Here is a 15,899-nt window from a genome sequence, read left to right on the forward strand (position 1 = left end):
CGTGCCCGAAGAGGCAGGAGGACCCGGGAAGTGTTCACCGGAATCGTCGAAGAGCTGGGTGAGGTCACCGCCGTCGAGAATCTCGGCGACGCCTCCCGCTTCCGGCTGCGCGGCCCCGTCGTGACCGACGGCGCGAAGCACGGCGACTCCATCGCCGTGAACGGGGTCTGTCTCACCGTCGTCGAGCACGAGGGTGACGAGTTCACCGCCGACGTCATGGCGGAGACCCTGAACCGCTCCAGCCTCGGAGCACTCGGCGTCGGCTCCCGTGTCAACCTCGAACGCCCCACCGCCGTCGGCGACCGCCTCGGCGGGCACATCGTGCAGGGTCATGTCGACGGCACCGGCGCGGTGTTGGAGCGCAAGCCCTCCGAGAACTGGGAGATCGTCAAGATCTCCCTCCCCGCCGACCTCGCCCGCTACGTCGTGGAGAAGGGCTCGATCACCGTCGACGGCATCAGCCTCACGGTCGTCGAGGCCGGACCCGACTTCTTCACCGTCAGCCTCATCCCCACCACCCTCGCGCTGACCACGCTCGGCCTCAAGCAGGCCGGCGACCCGGTCAACATCGAGGTGGACATCGTCGCCAAGTACGTCGAGCGCCTGCTGAACACCACCCGGGGAGCGGCGCAGTGAACTCGCTGAACTCCGAGGCCTTCACCCTCCTCGACCAGCACATCCTCTGGTCGGACATGATCGGCAACATCCTCGGCCTGATCACCCTCGCCCTCGGCTGGCGCCGCTCGCTGTGGACCTGGCCGGTGCAGTTCCTCTCCGGGCTCGTCCTCTTCGGCGCCTTCTTCGGACATCTGACCGGCAGCGCCGGCAAGCAGGTCGTCGTCATGGTCGTCGCCCTGTACGGCTGGTGGCAGTGGAACCGCAGCAGGGGGCGGTCCGCGGACGGCCAGATCACGCCTCGTTTCGCGACCTGGATCGAGCGCGCGGCCATGGCCGGCGCCGCCGCCGTCGGCACGGTCGCCGTGGCCCTGCTCTTCAAGGCCTACCCGTCCCTGTCCTGGGACCCCTGGCCGGACGCCTACATCTTCGTCGGCACCATCGTCGCCATGTACGCCCAGGCACGCGGCATGGTCGAGTTCTGGATCGCCTGGCTCCTCGTCGACCTCGTCGGCGTCCCCCTGAACTTCGCCAACGGCTACGCCTTCTCCGGCTTCGTCTACGTCATCTACGGCGCGCTCGTCCTGTGGGGCATGCGCGACTGGTGGCTGCGCTCCCGCAAGGCCTCGCAACCCGCTCTGGAAGGAGCGCCGGCATGAGTACCGCACCGATCCTCTACAGCACGGACGGCATCGAGGACTTCGCGCTGGACCCCGTCGAGCGGGCCATCGCCGACATCGCCGCCGGCCGCCCCGTGGTGGTCGTCGACGACGAGGACCGCGAGAACGAGGGAGACCTCGTCATCGCCGCGGAGAAGGCCACCCCGGAGATCGTCGCCTTCATGATGAGCGAGTGCCGCGGCCTGATCTGCGCCCCCATGGAGGCCGACGAACTGGAGCGCCTGCAGCTCCCGCAGATGGTCGAGGACAACACCGAGTCGATGAAGACCGCGTTCACGGTCTCGGTCGACGCCTCCGCCGCCCATGGCGTGACCACCGGTATCTCCGCCGCCGACCGCGCCACCACGCTGCGGCTCCTGGCGAGCGGCGCCACCGAGGCCACGGACTTCGTCCGCCCGGGACACATCTTCCCGCTCCGCGCCAAGCCCGGCGGTGTGCTGACCCGCGACGGCCACACCGAGGCGGCCGTCGACCTCGCCCGTCTCGCGGGGCTGCGCCCGGCCGGTGCGATCGTCGAGATCGCCGGCGAGGACGGCCGGATGCTCCGCCTGCCCGAACTGATCCCGTTCGCCCGCAAGCACGGCCTGACGATCATCTCCATCGAGGACCTGATCGCCTACCGCCGCAGCGCCGAGCCCACCGTCCGCCGCGAGGCGCAGACCCGGCTGCCCACCGTGCACGGCACCTTCACCGCGTACGGCTACCGCTCCACCGTCGACGGGGTCGAGCACGTCGCCCTGGTCCACGGCGAGATCGGCGACGGCGAGGACGTCCTCGTCCGGGTGCACTCCGAGTGCCTCACCGGCGACATCTTCGCCTCCCAGCGCTGCGACTGCGGCCCCCAGCTCGACACCTCCCTGGAGCGCATCCAGAGCGAGGGCCGGGGCGTGGTGGTCTATCTGCGCGGGCACGAGGGCCGGGGCATCGGTCTGCTCTCCAAACTGAGGGCCTACGAGCTCCAGGAGCAGGGACACGACACCCTCGACGCCAACCTGGAGCTGGGCCTGCCCGCCGACGCCCGTGACTACGCGGCCGGCGCGCAGATCCTCGAGGACCTCGGCGTGCGCAGTGTGCGCCTGCTGACCAACAACCCCGAGAAGACCGACGCCCTCGTCCGGCACGGCATCGAGGTCACCCGGCGCGAGCCGATGCCCGTACAGGCGGGCGAGCACAACATCCGCTACCTGCGCACCAAGCGGGACCGGATGGGACACGACCTGCCCTGGCTGGACACGGCCCCCGTGTCCCCCTGCGGCAACCAGTAACACCAGTCGGCAAGGCACGAAAGGCAAGAGGAGAGACGTGAGCGGCAAGGGCGCACCGGAGCTGTCCGTACGCAATGTGGGTGACCTGCGGGTCGCCGTCATCGCGGCACAGTGGCACGAGAAGGTGATGGACGGACTGGTCGACGGCGCGCTGCGCGCCCTGCACGACCTCGGCATCGACGAGCCGACCCTGCTCAGGGTCCCCGGCAGCTGGGAGCTCCCGGTCGTCGCCAAGGTGCTGGCCGGGCGGGGCTACGACGCGATCGTCGCCCTCGGCGTCGTCATCCGCGGCGGCACCCCGCACTTCGAGTACGTGTGCCAGGGCGTCACCCAGGGACTCACCCAGGTCTCCGTCGAGACCGGCGTGCCCGTCGGCATGGGCGTCCTCACCTGTGACACCGAGGAGCAGGCCCTGGACCGGGCCGGCCTCGAGGGCTCCAACGAGGACAAGGGGCACGAGGCGGTGACGGCGGCGGTGGCGACCGCGGCCACCCTCCGCTCAGTATCCGAACCCTGGCGGTAGGCAGGCCGGCACAACGGCTAGGGTGGGATCACCATGTCCAAGAAGACGTTCGAGGAGCTCTTCACCGAGCTCCAGCAGAAGGCCGCCAGCGGCGACCCCGCCACTTCCCGCACCGCAGAACTGGTCGGGAAGGGCGTCCATGCCATCGGCAAGAAGGTCGTCGAAGAGGCCGCAGAGGTCTGGATGGCGGCCGAGTACGAAGGCAAGGAAGCAGCCGCCGAGGAGATCTCGCAGCTGCTCTACCACGTCCAGGTGATGATGGTCGCCCGCGGAATCTCGCTGGACGACGTGTACGCCCACCTGTAAACATCATTTCTCAGACACCACCGCACATATCCGCCCCGATCGTCACGTTCCACGCGAAGGAAGCCGACCTCATGCTGCGCATCGCCGTCCCCAACAAGGGTTCCCTGTCAGGCCCCGCGGGGGAGATGCTGCATGAGGCCGGCTACCAGCAGCGGCGCGAGTCCAAGGAGCTGCGGATCGTCGACCCGGTCAACGACGTCGAGTTCTTCTACCTCCGCCCCCGGGACATCGCGATCTACGTCTCCTCCGGGCGCCTCGACATCGGCATCACCGGCCGTGACCTGCTGATCGACTCCGGCGCCAACGCCGAGGAGATCCTCCCGCTCGGCTTCGCCCGCTCCACCTTCCGCTTCGCCGGAAAGCCGGGCACGGCCGCCGGCCTCGAGGACCTCCAGGGCCGGACGGTCGCCACCTCCTACGAGGGCATCGTCGCCAAGCACCTGGCCGAGCAGGGCGTCGACGCCTCCGTGGTCCACCTCGACGGCGCGGTCGAGACCGCGATCGAACTGGGTGTCGCCGAGGTCATCGCCGACGTCGTCGAGACCGGCACCTCCCTGCGCAACGCGGGCCTCGAGGTCTTCGGCGAGCCCATCATGAAGTCCGAGGCCATCGTGATCCGGCGCACCGGCGCCGACGTCGAGGAGCCCAAGGTGCAGCAGTTCCTGCGCCGCCTCCAGGGCGTCCTGGTCGCCCGGACGTACGTGATGATGGACTACGACTGCCGCGTCGAGCAGCTCGAGAAGGCCGTCGCGCTGACCCCGGGTCTGGAGTCGCCGACCGTCTCCCCGCTGCACAACGAGGGCTGGGTCGCCGTCCGCGCGATGGTCCCGGCCAAGGAGGCCCAGCGGATCATGGACGACCTCTACGACATCGGCGCCCGCGCCATCCTGACCACGGCCATCCACGCCTGCCGACTCTGACCTCAGCCGGGAACATGTCCAACCTGCCGACCCTCCCCGTCACCTTCCGGCCAGGGCGCACCCGTGTGGTGTTGCTCACGGCCGGAGTGGTGATCCTCCTCGTCATCTCCGCCGTGGCGATGCTGCTGGAGCAGCTCGGCCCGGGGGAGCGGCTCAGCTTCATCCTCACCGGCGCCCTCATCTTCTGGGTGCTGGCCCAGCTCGCCCGGGTGCGGGTCGTCGCCGACGACTCCGGTGTCACCGTCGTGAACATCGCCAGCAGGCGGCGCCTGGACTGGGCCGAGATCGTCCAGGTGAACCTCCGTCCGGGCGACCCCTGGGTGTTCCTCAACCTCAGCGACGGCACCAGCCTGCCCGCCCTCGGTATCCAGCCGGGCATCGACAAGCAGCAGGCCATCGCCGACGCGCGCACCCTGCGGACCCTCGCGGAAGCCCGGTCCGTCCGGGACCCCGAGGAGTCCACAGAGCAAGATCAGGGCTGACTCGGGGCTGTCCACCCTGCCGCTGAAGCCCGTGTCTTGATTAATCTGGTGACGGAGGCGTTCCTCTGACGCCTCCGCCCCTGTGGCTCCCAGCCGGGTGCACAGGGGTTCCTGCTACCCGAGGAGTGACTCCCTCCGGCGATGGACGGTTCGTCCTGTAGTACCTGCGCCGCCCCTGTCCGACCTCTTTCGGAGGCGGCGGCATCATGACCACCCCGTTGCTGCTCCTGGCAGCCGCGTTCCTGCTCATCCTCGCCAACGGCTTCTTCGTCGCCGCCGAGTTCGGCCTCGTCACGGTCGAGCGGCCGGACGCCGAGAAGGCCGCCGCCGAGGGCGACAGACGAGCCCGTACGGTCGTCGAGTCGCTGAAGGAACTGTCCTTCCAGCTCTCCGGCACCCAGCTCGGCATCACCATCACCTCCCTCGTCGTCGGCATGCTCGCCGAGCCGGCGCTGGCCGAGCTGCTGCACGGCCCGTTCGCCGCGATCGGCATCCCCGAGGGCGCCGTCTCCGGTGTCGCCGTGGTCGTCGGCATGCTGCTGGCCTCCGCCGTGCAGATGGTGATCGGCGAGCTGGTGCCCAAGAACTGGGCGGTGTCCAAGCCCCTCCAGGTCGCGCGCTTCGTCGCGGGCCCGCAGGCCGGCTTCTCCCGCCTCCTCCGGCCGGTGATCGCGGCGCTCAACACCGTGGCCAACCGGCTGGTGCGCGCCCTGGGCATCGAGCCCACCGCGGAGCTGGCCTCCGCGCGGACCCCCGGCGAACTCGTCTCGCTGGCCCGGCACTCGGCCCAGGCCGGGGCGCTCGAACAGGACACGGCCGACCTCTTCGTCCGGACCCTGTCGCTGGCCGAGCTGACCGCTCAGCACGTCATGACCCCACGGGTGAAGGTGAGCGCCCTGCAGTCGTCGGCCACCGCCGAGGACGTGGTCAACCTGACCCGCGCCACCGGGCTGTCCCGGTTCCCTGTCTACCGCGAGAAGATCGACGAGATCGTCGGCATGGTCCACCTCAAGGACGCCCTGGCGATCCCCGTCCACGACCGGCTGCGTACCCCGCTCGGCCGTATCGCCCGCCCCGCGCTGCTGGTCCCGGAGACCCTGCCCGTCCAGCCCCTGCTGGCCCGGCTGCGCAGCGAGCAGCCCATCGCCGTAGTCGTCGACGAGTACGGCGGCACGGCCGGCGTGGTCACGCTCGAGGACATCGTCGAGGAGATCGTCGGCGAGGTCCGTGACGAGCACGACGGCCAGGACACGCCCGAACTCGCCGCGGCCCCGCCCGAGGAGGGCAGGCCCGCCTGGGACGTGGACGGCAGCTGCCGTGTCGACACCCTCCAGCGCATAGGTCTGGCGGTCCCCGAAGGACCGTACGAGACGGTCGCCGGGCTGGTCGCCGACCTGCTCGGCCGGATCCCGGCCGTCGGCGACCGGGCCGAACTGCCCGGCTGGCGGGTCTCCGTGCGCCGCGTCGGCCACTACCGCGCCGAGCGGGTCCGCCTGGTGCGGACCGGCCAGGTCGTGGAGGTCGCCCGATGAGCGCCTTCCAGCTTCTCTTCGCCGCGCTGCTCGTGCTCGCCAACGGATTCTTCGTCGGCGCCGAGTTCGCGCTCGTCTCCGTGCGCCGCAGCCAGATCGAGCCACTGGGCACCGCGCGGGCCCGTCAGGTCCTCTACGGTCTGGAACGCCTGCCCCAGATGATGGCGGCCGCCCAGTTCGGCATCACCGTCTGCTCCCTCACCCTGGGCGCGGTCGCCGAACCGACGGTCGCGCACCTGCTGGAGCCGGTTCTCGAGGCGGTCCACCTCCCGCACGGCATGATCCATCCGCTGGGCTACGTGGTGGCCCTCGCGGCCGTGGTCTTCTTCCACCTCGTCATCGGCGAGATGGTCCCGAAGAACCTCGCCATGGCGGCCCCCGAGAGGGCCGCCCTGTGGCTCAGCCCCGGCCTGGTCGCCTTCGCCCGGGTCTGCCGGCCGATCACGGTGGCCCTCGGCGCCTGCGCCCGCGGCATCCTGCGGCTCTTCCACGTCGAACCCAAGGACGAGGTCGAGGCCGTCGTCACCAGCGAGCAGCTGAACCGCCTGCTGGAGGACTCCGGCCAGGCCGGCCTCCTCGACCCCGAGGAGCAGGAACGGCTGGAGGACGCGCTGGAGCTGGGTTCCCGCCCGGTGACGGACGTGCTGCTGAAGCGCGAGTCCCTGGTGACGGTCAGCCCGTCGGTCACCCCCGGGGAGATCGTCGGGCTGACCGCCCGTACCGGCTACTCCCGCTTCCCGGTGGCCGCGGAGAAGGGCGCCTTCATGGGCTATCTGCACGTGAAGGACGTCCTCGACCTGGAGGAGTCCGAGCGGGCGGTGCCGCAGCAGGTGTGGCGACCGATGACGACGCTCCGCTCCGAACTGCCGCTGGACGACGCGCTGACGGTGATGCGCCGGGCGGCGACCCACCTGGCGCAGGTGGCCGACGCGTCCGGCAGGGTGCTCGGCCTGGTCGCCCTGGAGGACGTGCTGGAGCTGCTGGTGGGCGAGGTCACCGACCCCGCGCACCGGGAGGTCTCCGGGATCCGGCTGACGGAGCCGAGGGGGGGTTCCCCCAAGGTCTCGGCCCCGCTGGAGCAGGGCGGACCCCCGTCCCCGGAGGAAGCGCTGGCGAGCTGAGCGGCGCCGCGGGATCCGTCACACCGCCGGATCCTGCGGCCCCCTCCCCGACAGCACCTCCCCGTACGCCTGCATCAGATCCGGCAGGCGCAGGGTCGCGAGGTCGTCCCGGGTCAGTCCGCCCGGATAGGTCGACAGCCGAAGATCGCGGTAGGCGCAGCTCTTCTCGTACAGGGTGCGCAGGAACCGCCCGTTGCCCAGTTCGTCGATCCACCCCTGGTCCACGACGTGCCCGGCGATGGAGCGCAGCTCGTCCAGGGCCTCCTCGTCCCAGGCGTCGCCGTTCTCCGCGGCCAGCACCTCGCCGATGGAGGTGAGCTCCAGGGGCCGGTAGGACGGGAAGTCGACACGGGTCGTGAAGCGGGAGGACAGCCCGGGGTTCGCGGCCAGCAGACGGTCCATGCCCTCCGGATAGCCGGCCAGGATCACCACCAGGTGGTCCCGGTTGTCCTCGGCCCGCTTCAGCAGTACCTGGAGCGCCTCGTCGCCGTACGCGTCGCCCTTGCCGTAACCGGAGTTCGAGAGCGAGTACGCCTCGTCGACGAAGAGCACGCCACCGAGGGCGGAGTCGATCAGCTCGTTGGCCTTCACCGCCGTCTGGCCGAGGTACTCGCCGACCAGGTCGGCCCGCTGGGCCTCCACGAGATGGTCTCCGCCCAGCAGACCGAGGGCGTAGAAGACCCGGCCGAGGATGCGGGCCACCGTGGTCTTGCCGGTGCCGGAGGGACCGGAGAAGACGAAGTGGCGCTTCGGCGGCTGGACCGGAAGGCCCTGGCCGGTCCGCAGCCGCGCCATGTTGAGCTGTGCCGAAAGGGCCTTGACCTGGCGTTTCACCGGCTCCAGGCCGACCATGCCCTCCAGTTCGGCGAGCGCCTCCTCGAGTAAAGCGGGATCGGTGGGCCCGGCCGGCAGCGACGAGGCGACGACGCTCTTCTCCCGCACCGCAGGGTCGGTCACCGACGGCAGCGGGCCGACGGGCGGCAGGTCGGAGGGCTCGGTCAGCCGCAGATCCCGGCCCTCGGTGCCGAACAGCGGGTCGAAGCCGTCGGGGCCGTCCACCATGTCCTGCCCGATTCCGGTGAGCGTGATCGCCGCGAAGTCGGCGGGGTCGTCGTATCCGTCGCCCTCGGCGATCGCGGCGAGCCGGGCGGAGGTGTCCATGAAGGCGGCGTCGACGCGGTGCACCGCCCGGTAGAGGGGGAGAGCCGCCGCCGAACGGCCCGTTCCCTCGTGGGCGCGGGCCAGCCAGTACCGCAGCTCCTTGCGCTGCGGCTGCTCGCTGCGGCAGCGCATCAGGGCCGACGACAGCAGCGGTTCGGCCTGTCCGTACATCTCCAGCCGGACCCGCGCCATCCCGCCGAACAGACCGGCCTCGATGCCCAGCAGGGGGTCGTCGAGCAGCGGGTCGGTGTGCCGTACCAACTGCTCCCAGTCCTTGACCAGATAGGCGCGGCAGGCGTGCAGGAAGCGGACCTGGTGATCGGTGTCGACGGGCGGCAGCCCGGCGAGCGCCCGGTCCAGTTCGGGCACATGGCGGCCGTCCAGCCAGTGCGAGGCGTGCGCCAGCAGCAGGTCGCGCGGACTCTCCAGCACCGGTTGCACCCACCAGCCCAGCCAGTACCAGGAGTTGAGGGTGCGGCGGTGCCGGGTGCGCTGCTCGCCGAAGCGCTCGCGGTGCCGGAACATCCGCAGCAGCGCGGTCGTCGTGTCGACGCGCAGCGCGTGCAGCCCGAGCCAGCCGTCGGCCATCCCGGGATCGATCCGCACCGCCGTGCGGAACTCCTCCTCCGCCTGCGGATAGGCGCCCATCGTGTAGGCGTCCACGCCTCGCAGCCAGGCGAGGTCGGCCGGGGCGTCGGGGCCCTGCGTGCCGAAGTCCATCACGTCCCCCACAAACCGTGCCCCCGTCGGTGTGCCGCCGGGCGTCGCCCTTCGGCTGCCTTGGTCGAACCGCTGTGCCGCGGACCGGAGTTGCAAGGTGCGCGAGGCAGTCGCCCAGGTCGCACCGAGGGCATCGTACCTGCGTGGGAGCCGCTCGCCGTAGGGTGCGCACAGGCCGTTCGGCGAGGTGGGAGCGGACGGGGCGCATCGCGCGTGGTGACCCTGGGTGAGCGAATCGTGCCGTGGCGCGTCCGGAAACGAGGCGTCGGACGGGATGAGGACAGAACGAAGCCCCCGATCACGGGGGAACAACCGGGGGCTTCGCGTCCGAGGGCGGCTGTGATAGCCGCACATTCAGAACGTAAGTCCTGTACGGGCCGCCGGTCAAGCATGGTTGAGGCAGTTGGCGAAGTTCGAACGCAGGGCCCTTCACGCGTTCACCACATCGCGGGTGGTCCGTCACGGTGGGTGACATCCCGGTGTGGTCCAAGGTCTCCCACCGGCCCCGGCAGCACCGCGTACCCCTGCCTCAACTGCCGTACCAGCAGGGTGGCATGGGGGCGCGAAGGATCATCGGCGAAGTGACGGATCTCGGCCGCGACCCACCCGTCCCAGAACTCCCGTTGCTCCTCCCCGTCCCGGGACCGTCCGCGCGCCCAGGCCTCCTCGGGCGGCATGTCCATCCACAGCAGACACGCCAGGAACGGGCGCAGGGCGCGGCGGCCGGCGCCGACCCCCTCGATCAGGACGACCGGGGCCGTCGGCAGCGGCCGCGGCGGGCCGAAGCGACGGGCGCGCCAGTCGTAGGGGGCGTAGTGCGCGCTCTCGCCGCGGCCGAACGGCTCGATGACCTGGGTCAGCAGCCGCCCGGTCCAGGCGAACAGCTCGTCGTGGCTGGCGAGGTCGTCGAGACGCAGCACCGGCGCGCCCCCCAGCGCCTCGGCGAGCCTTTCGGCCAGGGTGGACTTCCCCGAACCGGCGTGTCCGTCGACACCGATCAGCCGGACCGGCCCGCAGGACGGCGGCAGACGGCGCAGGCGGGAGGCGAGCTGACGGAGGGCGAGCTGATGGATGGCGGTTCCCGGGGGGAGCGGGGTCAGGGGGGCGTCGTACGGTGCCGAAGTCTACGGTCGACCGCGCGCGCCGCCAGTGGCCCAGACCAATATTGGCGGCGTGGCACGGGCGGAAGTGCTGGAAGGCGGCGCCCGCTCCGTCCATAGTTGGCGCACAGTCGCGCAGACACCCTGGGGGTCTTCCGCACATGAGCAGAGCCGAACAGCCGTCCCGCAGAACGGTCCTCGCCGCCGCGGTCGCCGCCGCGGTGACAGGGGGCTCGGCCCCGGCCGCCGCGGCCGCCGACGCGGCGGACACCGCGATCGCCGAGTCGGCCCCGGCCCGGACCGTCGACTACCGCTCCTGGACCACGTACGCCGACTGGCGCGCCGGCACGGCCAAGGGCACCCGTGCCGTGGCGGGCCTGCGCCCGGGCGTGGCCGTCGGCGCCCCGCTCGGCACCGTCGACTACACCGACCCGCACACCAAGACCACGGCCACCTGGGAGTACGCGACCTGGACGTCCCCGGTCCAGAAGCTCGCCGTCCCGGCGACGGAGGTGATCGCCTCCTGGAACGCGAGCACCCCGGCCGGCACTTGGCTCCAGGTCGAGCTGAAGGGCACGTACTCCGACGGCACGGACACCCCCTGGTACGTGATGGGCCGCTGGGCCTCCGGCGACCAGGACATCAAGCGCACCTCGGTCGACGACCAGAGCGACGGCCGGAGCACCGTCTGGACCGACACCTTCGCGATCGACGACGCCTCGACCGGCCTGCGTCTCGCCGCCTGCCGCCTCCGTCTCACGCTGTACCGCCGGCCCGGCACCAAGCTCACCCCGACCGTGTGGCGGCTGGGCGCGATGGGCTCCGACATCCCGGACCGGTTCACCGTCCCGGCCTCCGCGCCCGGCCTCGCGCAGGAGCTGGCCGTCCCGCGCTACTCGCAGGAGATCCACCTGGGCCAGTACCCCGAGTACGACAGCGGCGGCGAGGCCTGGTGCAGCCCCACCTCCTCGCAGATGATCGTCGAGTACTGGGGCGGCCGGCTCACCGCCGGGCAACTGGCGTGGGTCGACCCGTCCTACGCCGACCCGCAGGTCTGTCACGCGGCCAGGCACACGTACGACCACCAGTACGCCGGCTGCGGCAACTGGCCGTTCAACGCCGCCTACGCGGCCACCTTCAAGGATCTCCAGGGCGTCGTCACCCGGCTCGGCTCGCTCACCGACCTGGAGACGCTCGTCGCCGCGGGGATCCCGGCCATAACGTCCCAGTCCTTCCTGAAGGAGGAGCTCACGGGCGCGGGATACGGCACATCCGGGCACCTGATGACCGTGATCGGCTTCACGGCCGAGGGCGATGTGATCGCCAACGACCCGTTCTCGGCGGACGACACGGCCGTGCGGCGCGTGTACCGGCGGCGGGAGTTCGAGAACATCTGGCTCAGGACCAAGCGGTACAACGCGAGCGGCAAGGTCGCGTCCGGCACCGGAGGCGTCTGCTACCTGTACTTCCCGGCGCGCCCCACGGCCCGCCAGTGCATGGCCCTCACGGCGGTGGGGGTCCCCATGTGAGCAAGGTCTCCGCCGCAAAAGCCCCGGCGGGTGGCAAGGTGGACGGAACGGTGGGGGGACCGCCCTGTCCGTCCGACCTCAGCGAGACACCATGACCGCACAGACAGCCACCGCCACCCGCACCCGTACCGGCGGCCCCGGGACCGACGGCCCGAAGGTCCTGGAGCACGTCATGGGCTGGGTCCTCGTCGCGGTCGTCGCGATGCTGGTCACCCAGCTGGGACTGCTGTGACGGGCGTGACCTGACGCACGGTTGACCTGACATACTGCGGATGTCCCGCCGACCGCCCGAGACCAGGGTCGAAATTGAATATCAGTGACCAGCGCGAAGTTGCCCGTCCCCGGGCACGCGGCACCGAGCGCTCACTGGCGCGCCGCGCCGAACTCATCTCCATCGGGCGGAAGTTGTTCGCCGACACGTCCTACGACGCGCTCTCGATGGACGACATCGCCCGGCAGGCGCATGTCGCCAAGGGGCTGATCTACTACTACTTCCAGTCCAAGCGCGGCTACTACCTGGCGATCATCCAGGACTCCGTCGCCGATCTGGTCACCTTCGCGGCGAGCGGCCTCGAACTGCCCCAGGTGGACCGGGTGCACCGCACCATCGACAGCTATCTGCGCTACGCCGAGCACAACACGGCCGCGTACCGCACGATCGTCAGCGGCGGCGTCGGCTTCGACACCGAGGTGCACGCCATCCGGGACGGGGTGCGCGCGGCGATCGTGGCGACCATCGCCGAGGGCGCGTACGGCAGCAGCGACATCCCGGCAGTGCCCCGCATGGGCCTGCTCTCCTGGGTGTGCAGCGTCGAGGGCGCCACCCTGGAGTGGCTGGCCCGCCCCGAACTCTCCCGCGAGATCATGGGCGATCTGCTGGTGAAGACCCTGGGCGGCTGTCTGCGCGCCATCGAGGAGCTCGAACCCGCCTTCGCCGCGCCGAAGCCGGCCCGCCGCGCGGACTGACGCACGGGGCCGACGCGCGCAGGGGAGGCGCGAGGCAGGCGAGCGGAGGCGCGAGGCAGGCACGCGGGGCGGACGCACCGGGGGCGGAGGCTCGTGGTCCTCCGCCCCAAGTGCCCGGTGAACCGGGCTATTTGATCGCGTGGATCAGCTCGCCGTCGGCCGTGTCCCCGCTCAGCTCCCAGAAGAACGTGCCGCCCAGCCCCTGCCGGGACTTGTACTTCATCTTCGTGGCGATGGTCGCGGGCGTGTCGTAACTCCACCAGTCGTTACCGCACTTGGCGTAGGCGGTGCCGCCGACCGTGCCGGTCGCCGGGCACTTGGCCCTGAGGACCTTGTAGTCCTCGCTGCCGTCCTCGTACGTTCCCTTCGCGGGACCGGTGGCCGTGCCGCCCGGCTTCGCCTGGGTGACGCCGGTCCAGCCACGCCCGTAGAAGCCGATGCCGAGCAGCAGCTTTCGTGACGGGATGCCCAGGCGCTTGAGCTTGGCGATCGTGGCGGCGGTGTCGTAGCCCTGCTGCGGGATGCCCGGGTACGAGGTCAGCGGCGAGTGCGGTGCCGTCGGGCCGGTGGCCGCCCATGCGCCGAAGTAGTCGTACGTCATCGGGTTGTACCAGTCGACGTACCGCGCCGCGCCCCCGTAGTCCGCCGCGTCGATCCTGCCGCCGCCGGTCGCGTCCGCCGTGATCGCCGCCGTGATCAGCTCGCGCTTGCCGAACTCGGCGCGCAGCGCCTTCATGACGTCCCGGAAGGCCTCGCGGCCGCTGGTGTCGCAGGTGAGGCCGCAGGCGTTCGGGTACTCCCAGTCGATGTCGATGCCGTCGAAGACGTCCGCCCACCGTGAGTTCTCGACCAGGTCGTGGCAGGACCTGGCGAAGGCCGCCGGGTCCCCGGCCGCCTCGCCGAACCCGCCCGACCAGCTCCAACCGCCGAACGACCAGATGACCTTGAGCTTCGGGTGCAGCTTCTTGAGCTTGCGCAGCTGGTTGAAGTTGCCGCTGAGCGGCTGGTCCGCCGTGTCGGCGACGCCGTCCACGGACTCCTCGGCGGTGAACGGCCGGTCGGTGTCCGCCCAGGAGTCGCCCAGGGCGCACTTGCCGTCGGTGACGTTGCCGAAGGCGTAGTTGATGTGGGTGAGCCGGTCCGCGGAGCCGGACGTCTCGATGTTCCTGACGTAGTACCGGCGGTCGTAGATGCCCCAGTCGGTGAAGTAGCCAACGACCTTGGAGCCGTTCGCGCGGGCCTCGGCGGGGCGGGGTTCGCCGGCGGTGGCGGTGCCCGCGCCGGCGAGCAGGGCGGCGCCGAGCGCGGCGCAACAGACGGCGGACAGCAGCGTCCGGAACCGGGCGCGGGGGCGGAGCGGGGTGTGCATCGGGTGTCTCCTCGCAGGGACAGAGAGGGGATCGCACGCCGATTGGCATGAACGCGGGGAAGCGTTGGAGCGAAACGGTAGGAGGACTAGACCACTTCGGTCAATGGTTCGGACCAATCGGCCGACCGTCCGTCCTGCCGTCCCTGCGGCGGTCCGCCCGTGCGGCGGCGGTGTCCCGCGGGCATACTCACAGCGCGAAGCCGCTGGTCAGTCCGGGAGGAGGAAGTCGCCATGCCCGACCGCGCGCCGCCTTCGGTGGACCGCTCCCTGCCCACGGCCGAAGCCCGGGAACTCATGGCGCTGGTGCGTGACATCGCCCGGCGCGAGATCGCCCCGGCCGCCGCCGAGGAAGAGGACGCCGGGCGCTTCCCACGCGAGCTGTTCACCCTGTTGTCCGCATCGGGGCTGCTCGGCCTGCCGTACGACTCCGCGCACGGCGGTGGCGACCAGCCCTACGAGGTGTACCTCCAGGTCGTCGAGGAGCTCGCCGCGGCCCGTCTCACCGTGGGGCTGGGTGTCAGCGTCCACACGCTCGCCTCCTACGCGCTCGCCGCCCACGGCACGGACGCGCAGCGGGCCGCGCACCTGCCCGCCATGCTCGGCGGCGGGCAACTCGGCGCGTACTGCCTCTCCGAGCCGTCCTCCGGGTCGGACGCGGCCTCGCTGCGGACCAGGGCCGTGCGGGAGCGCGGCGGGGACTGGGTGATCAGCGGTACCAAAGCCTGGATCACCCACGCCGGGCTCGCCGACTTCTACACCGTCCTGGCCAGGACCGGCGGCGCGGGCGCGGCGGGGATCACCGCCTTCCTGGTGCCCGGTGACGCCGCGGGACTGAGCGTCGCGGCCCCCGAGCGCAAGATGGGGCTGAAGGGGTCGCCCACCGCCCAGGTGCACCTCGACGGGGTACGGATCCCCGACGCCCGGCGCATCGGCGACGAGGGCCAGGGCTTCGCGATCGCCCTGGCCGCGCTGGACTCGGGGCGGCTCGGCATCGCGGCCTGCTCGGTCGGTCTCGCCCAGGCGGCCCTCGACGAGGCCGTCGGCTGGGCGAGGCGGCGGCGGCAGTTCGGGCACCCGATCGCCGACTTCCAGGGCCTGCGCTTCCTGCTCGCCGACATGGCGACCCGGATCGAGGCGGGCCGGGCGCTGTACCTCGAGGCCGCGCGGCAGTCAGACGCCGGACGGCCGTTTGGCCGGCAGGCGGCCATGGCCAAACTCCACTGCTCCGACGCGGCCATGCAGGTCACCACCGACGCCGTCCAGGTCCTCGGCGGGTACGGCTACACCGCCGACTTCCCCGTCGAGCGCTATCTGCGCGAGGCCAAGGTCCTGCAGATCGTCGAGGGCACGAACCAGATCCAGCGGATGGTCATCGCCCGTCACCTGCTGGGTCCGGAAACCCGCTGAACTGTCCCGGCCGCACCTGCGGGGCCGCCAGCCGTACCCACTCCGGGTCGTGGCGTCCCGGCAGGGTGCGGCCCCGGTCCGCCCAGGTGCGCAGCAGGTCGCGGTAGATGGGCGGGTCCTGCGGGGGTGGCGGGGTCAGCGGAAGCGATTCTGCCCGGACGGGTTCCGGACGCGCGGGGGCGAAGAGCTGGCGGTGACGCCCG

The 15,899-nt window shown here is 71.3% G+C and carries 16 protein-coding genes; 13 read left to right on the forward strand and 3 right to left on the reverse strand.

Annotated features, from left to right (window positions below; translation table 11 throughout):
- Positions 1–30 precede the first annotated feature (30 nt).
- The 9 genes from QQM72_RS19190 (at position 31) to QQM72_RS19230 (ending at position 7,444) form a co-directional block, all read left to right on the forward strand.
- Positions 31–636: a riboflavin synthase gene (locus QQM72_RS19190; protein ID WP_314222077.1), complete on the forward strand. Its 606-nt coding sequence runs from the start codon at positions 31–33 to the stop codon at positions 634–636.
- Positions 633–1,274 carry a nicotinamide mononucleotide transporter family protein gene (locus tag QQM72_RS19195; RefSeq protein ID WP_314222078.1) on the forward strand — a complete coding sequence of 214 codons (642 nt, stop codon included), beginning with the start codon at positions 633–635 and terminating at the stop codon, positions 1,272–1,274. Before QQM72_RS19190 ends, QQM72_RS19195 begins: the two co-directional genes overlap by 4 nt.
- Complete coding sequence (locus QQM72_RS19200) at positions 1,271–2,560, forward strand: bifunctional 3,4-dihydroxy-2-butanone-4-phosphate synthase/GTP cyclohydrolase II (RefSeq protein WP_314222079.1); 1,290 nt, start codon at positions 1,271–1,273, stop codon at positions 2,558–2,560. The genes QQM72_RS19195 and QQM72_RS19200 overlap by 4 nt, the downstream gene beginning before the upstream one ends.
- 37 nt (positions 2,561–2,597) lie before the next feature.
- On the forward strand, positions 2,598–3,083 hold the full coding sequence (gene ribH, locus QQM72_RS19205) for a 6,7-dimethyl-8-ribityllumazine synthase (protein ID WP_020128903.1): 486 nt from the start codon (positions 2,598–2,600) through the stop codon (positions 3,081–3,083).
- A 33-nt stretch (positions 3,084–3,116) separates the two neighbouring features.
- Positions 3,117–3,389: a phosphoribosyl-ATP diphosphatase gene (locus QQM72_RS19210; RefSeq protein ID WP_054239553.1), complete on the forward strand. Its 273-nt coding sequence runs from the start codon at positions 3,117–3,119 to the stop codon at positions 3,387–3,389.
- Positions 3,390–3,460: 71 nt separating this feature from the next.
- Positions 3,461–4,309 carry an ATP phosphoribosyltransferase gene (hisG, locus tag QQM72_RS19215; RefSeq protein WP_314222080.1) on the forward strand — a complete coding sequence of 283 codons (849 nt, stop codon included), beginning with the start codon at positions 3,461–3,463 and terminating at the stop codon, positions 4,307–4,309.
- Positions 4,310–4,323: 14 nt separating this feature from the next.
- Positions 4,324–4,791, forward strand: coding sequence for a PH domain-containing protein (locus tag QQM72_RS19220; protein WP_314222081.1), 468 nt, complete (start codon positions 4,324–4,326; stop codon positions 4,789–4,791).
- A gap of 206 nt (positions 4,792–4,997) precedes the next feature.
- Positions 4,998–6,323: a hemolysin family protein gene (locus QQM72_RS19225; RefSeq protein ID WP_314222082.1), complete on the forward strand. Its 1,326-nt coding sequence runs from the start codon at positions 4,998–5,000 to the stop codon at positions 6,321–6,323.
- The gene (locus tag QQM72_RS19230; RefSeq protein ID WP_314222083.1) at positions 6,320–7,444 is read left to right on the forward strand and encodes a hemolysin family protein; all 1,125 of its coding nucleotides are present in this window, start codon (positions 6,320–6,322) and stop codon (positions 7,442–7,444) included. Before QQM72_RS19225 ends, QQM72_RS19230 begins: the two co-directional genes overlap by 4 nt.
- Before the next feature lie 18 nt (positions 7,445–7,462).
- On the opposite strand, the gene QQM72_RS19235 is transcribed toward QQM72_RS19230, so the two are convergent.
- Both QQM72_RS19235 and QQM72_RS19240 read right to left on the reverse strand, forming a co-directional pair.
- Positions 7,463–9,325: an AAA family ATPase gene (locus QQM72_RS19235; RefSeq protein WP_314222084.1), complete on the reverse strand. Its 1,863-nt coding sequence runs from the start codon at positions 9,323–9,325 to the stop codon at positions 7,463–7,465.
- A 437-nt stretch (positions 9,326–9,762) separates the two neighbouring features.
- Positions 9,763–10,398: a uridine kinase family protein gene (locus tag QQM72_RS19240; protein ID WP_314222134.1), complete on the reverse strand. Its 636-nt coding sequence runs from the start codon at positions 10,396–10,398 to the stop codon at positions 9,763–9,765.
- Positions 10,399–10,586: 188 nt separating this feature from the next.
- On the opposite strand from QQM72_RS19240, the gene QQM72_RS19245 reads away from it, so the two are divergent.
- From QQM72_RS19245 to QQM72_RS19255, 3 genes are all read left to right on the forward strand, one after another.
- Positions 10,587–11,954, forward strand: coding sequence for a peptidase C39 family protein (locus QQM72_RS19245; RefSeq protein ID WP_314222085.1), 1,368 nt, complete (start codon positions 10,587–10,589; stop codon positions 11,952–11,954).
- A 91-nt stretch (positions 11,955–12,045) separates the two neighbouring features.
- On the forward strand, positions 12,046–12,186 hold the full coding sequence (locus tag QQM72_RS19250) for an SCO1431 family membrane protein (protein ID WP_314222086.1): 141 nt from the start codon (positions 12,046–12,048) through the stop codon (positions 12,184–12,186).
- Positions 12,187–12,260: 74 nt separating this feature from the next.
- Complete coding sequence (locus QQM72_RS19255; RefSeq protein ID WP_314222087.1) at positions 12,261–12,920, forward strand: TetR/AcrR family transcriptional regulator; 660 nt, start codon at positions 12,261–12,263, stop codon at positions 12,918–12,920.
- A gap of 127 nt (positions 12,921–13,047) precedes the next feature.
- Here the strand turns inward: QQM72_RS19255 and QQM72_RS19260 are convergent, their stop codons facing one another.
- A complete protein-coding gene (locus QQM72_RS19260; protein ID WP_314222088.1) occupies positions 13,048–14,289 on the reverse strand; it encodes a glycoside hydrolase family 18 protein in 1,242 nt (413 codons plus the stop codon).
- Between the two features lie 231 nt (positions 14,290–14,520).
- Here QQM72_RS19260 and QQM72_RS19265 point away from each other — a divergent pair, with 231 nt between their 5' ends.
- On the forward strand, positions 14,521–15,696 hold the full coding sequence (locus QQM72_RS19265; RefSeq protein ID WP_314222089.1) for an acyl-CoA dehydrogenase family protein: 1,176 nt from the start codon (positions 14,521–14,523) through the stop codon (positions 15,694–15,696).
- The last annotated feature ends 203 nt before the right edge of the window (positions 15,697–15,899 follow it).

This window comes from Streptomyces zaehneri (genome assembly GCF_032248645.1).
In the GTDB taxonomy this organism is placed as follows: domain Bacteria; phylum Actinomycetota; class Actinomycetes; order Streptomycetales; family Streptomycetaceae; genus Streptomyces; species Streptomyces coriariae.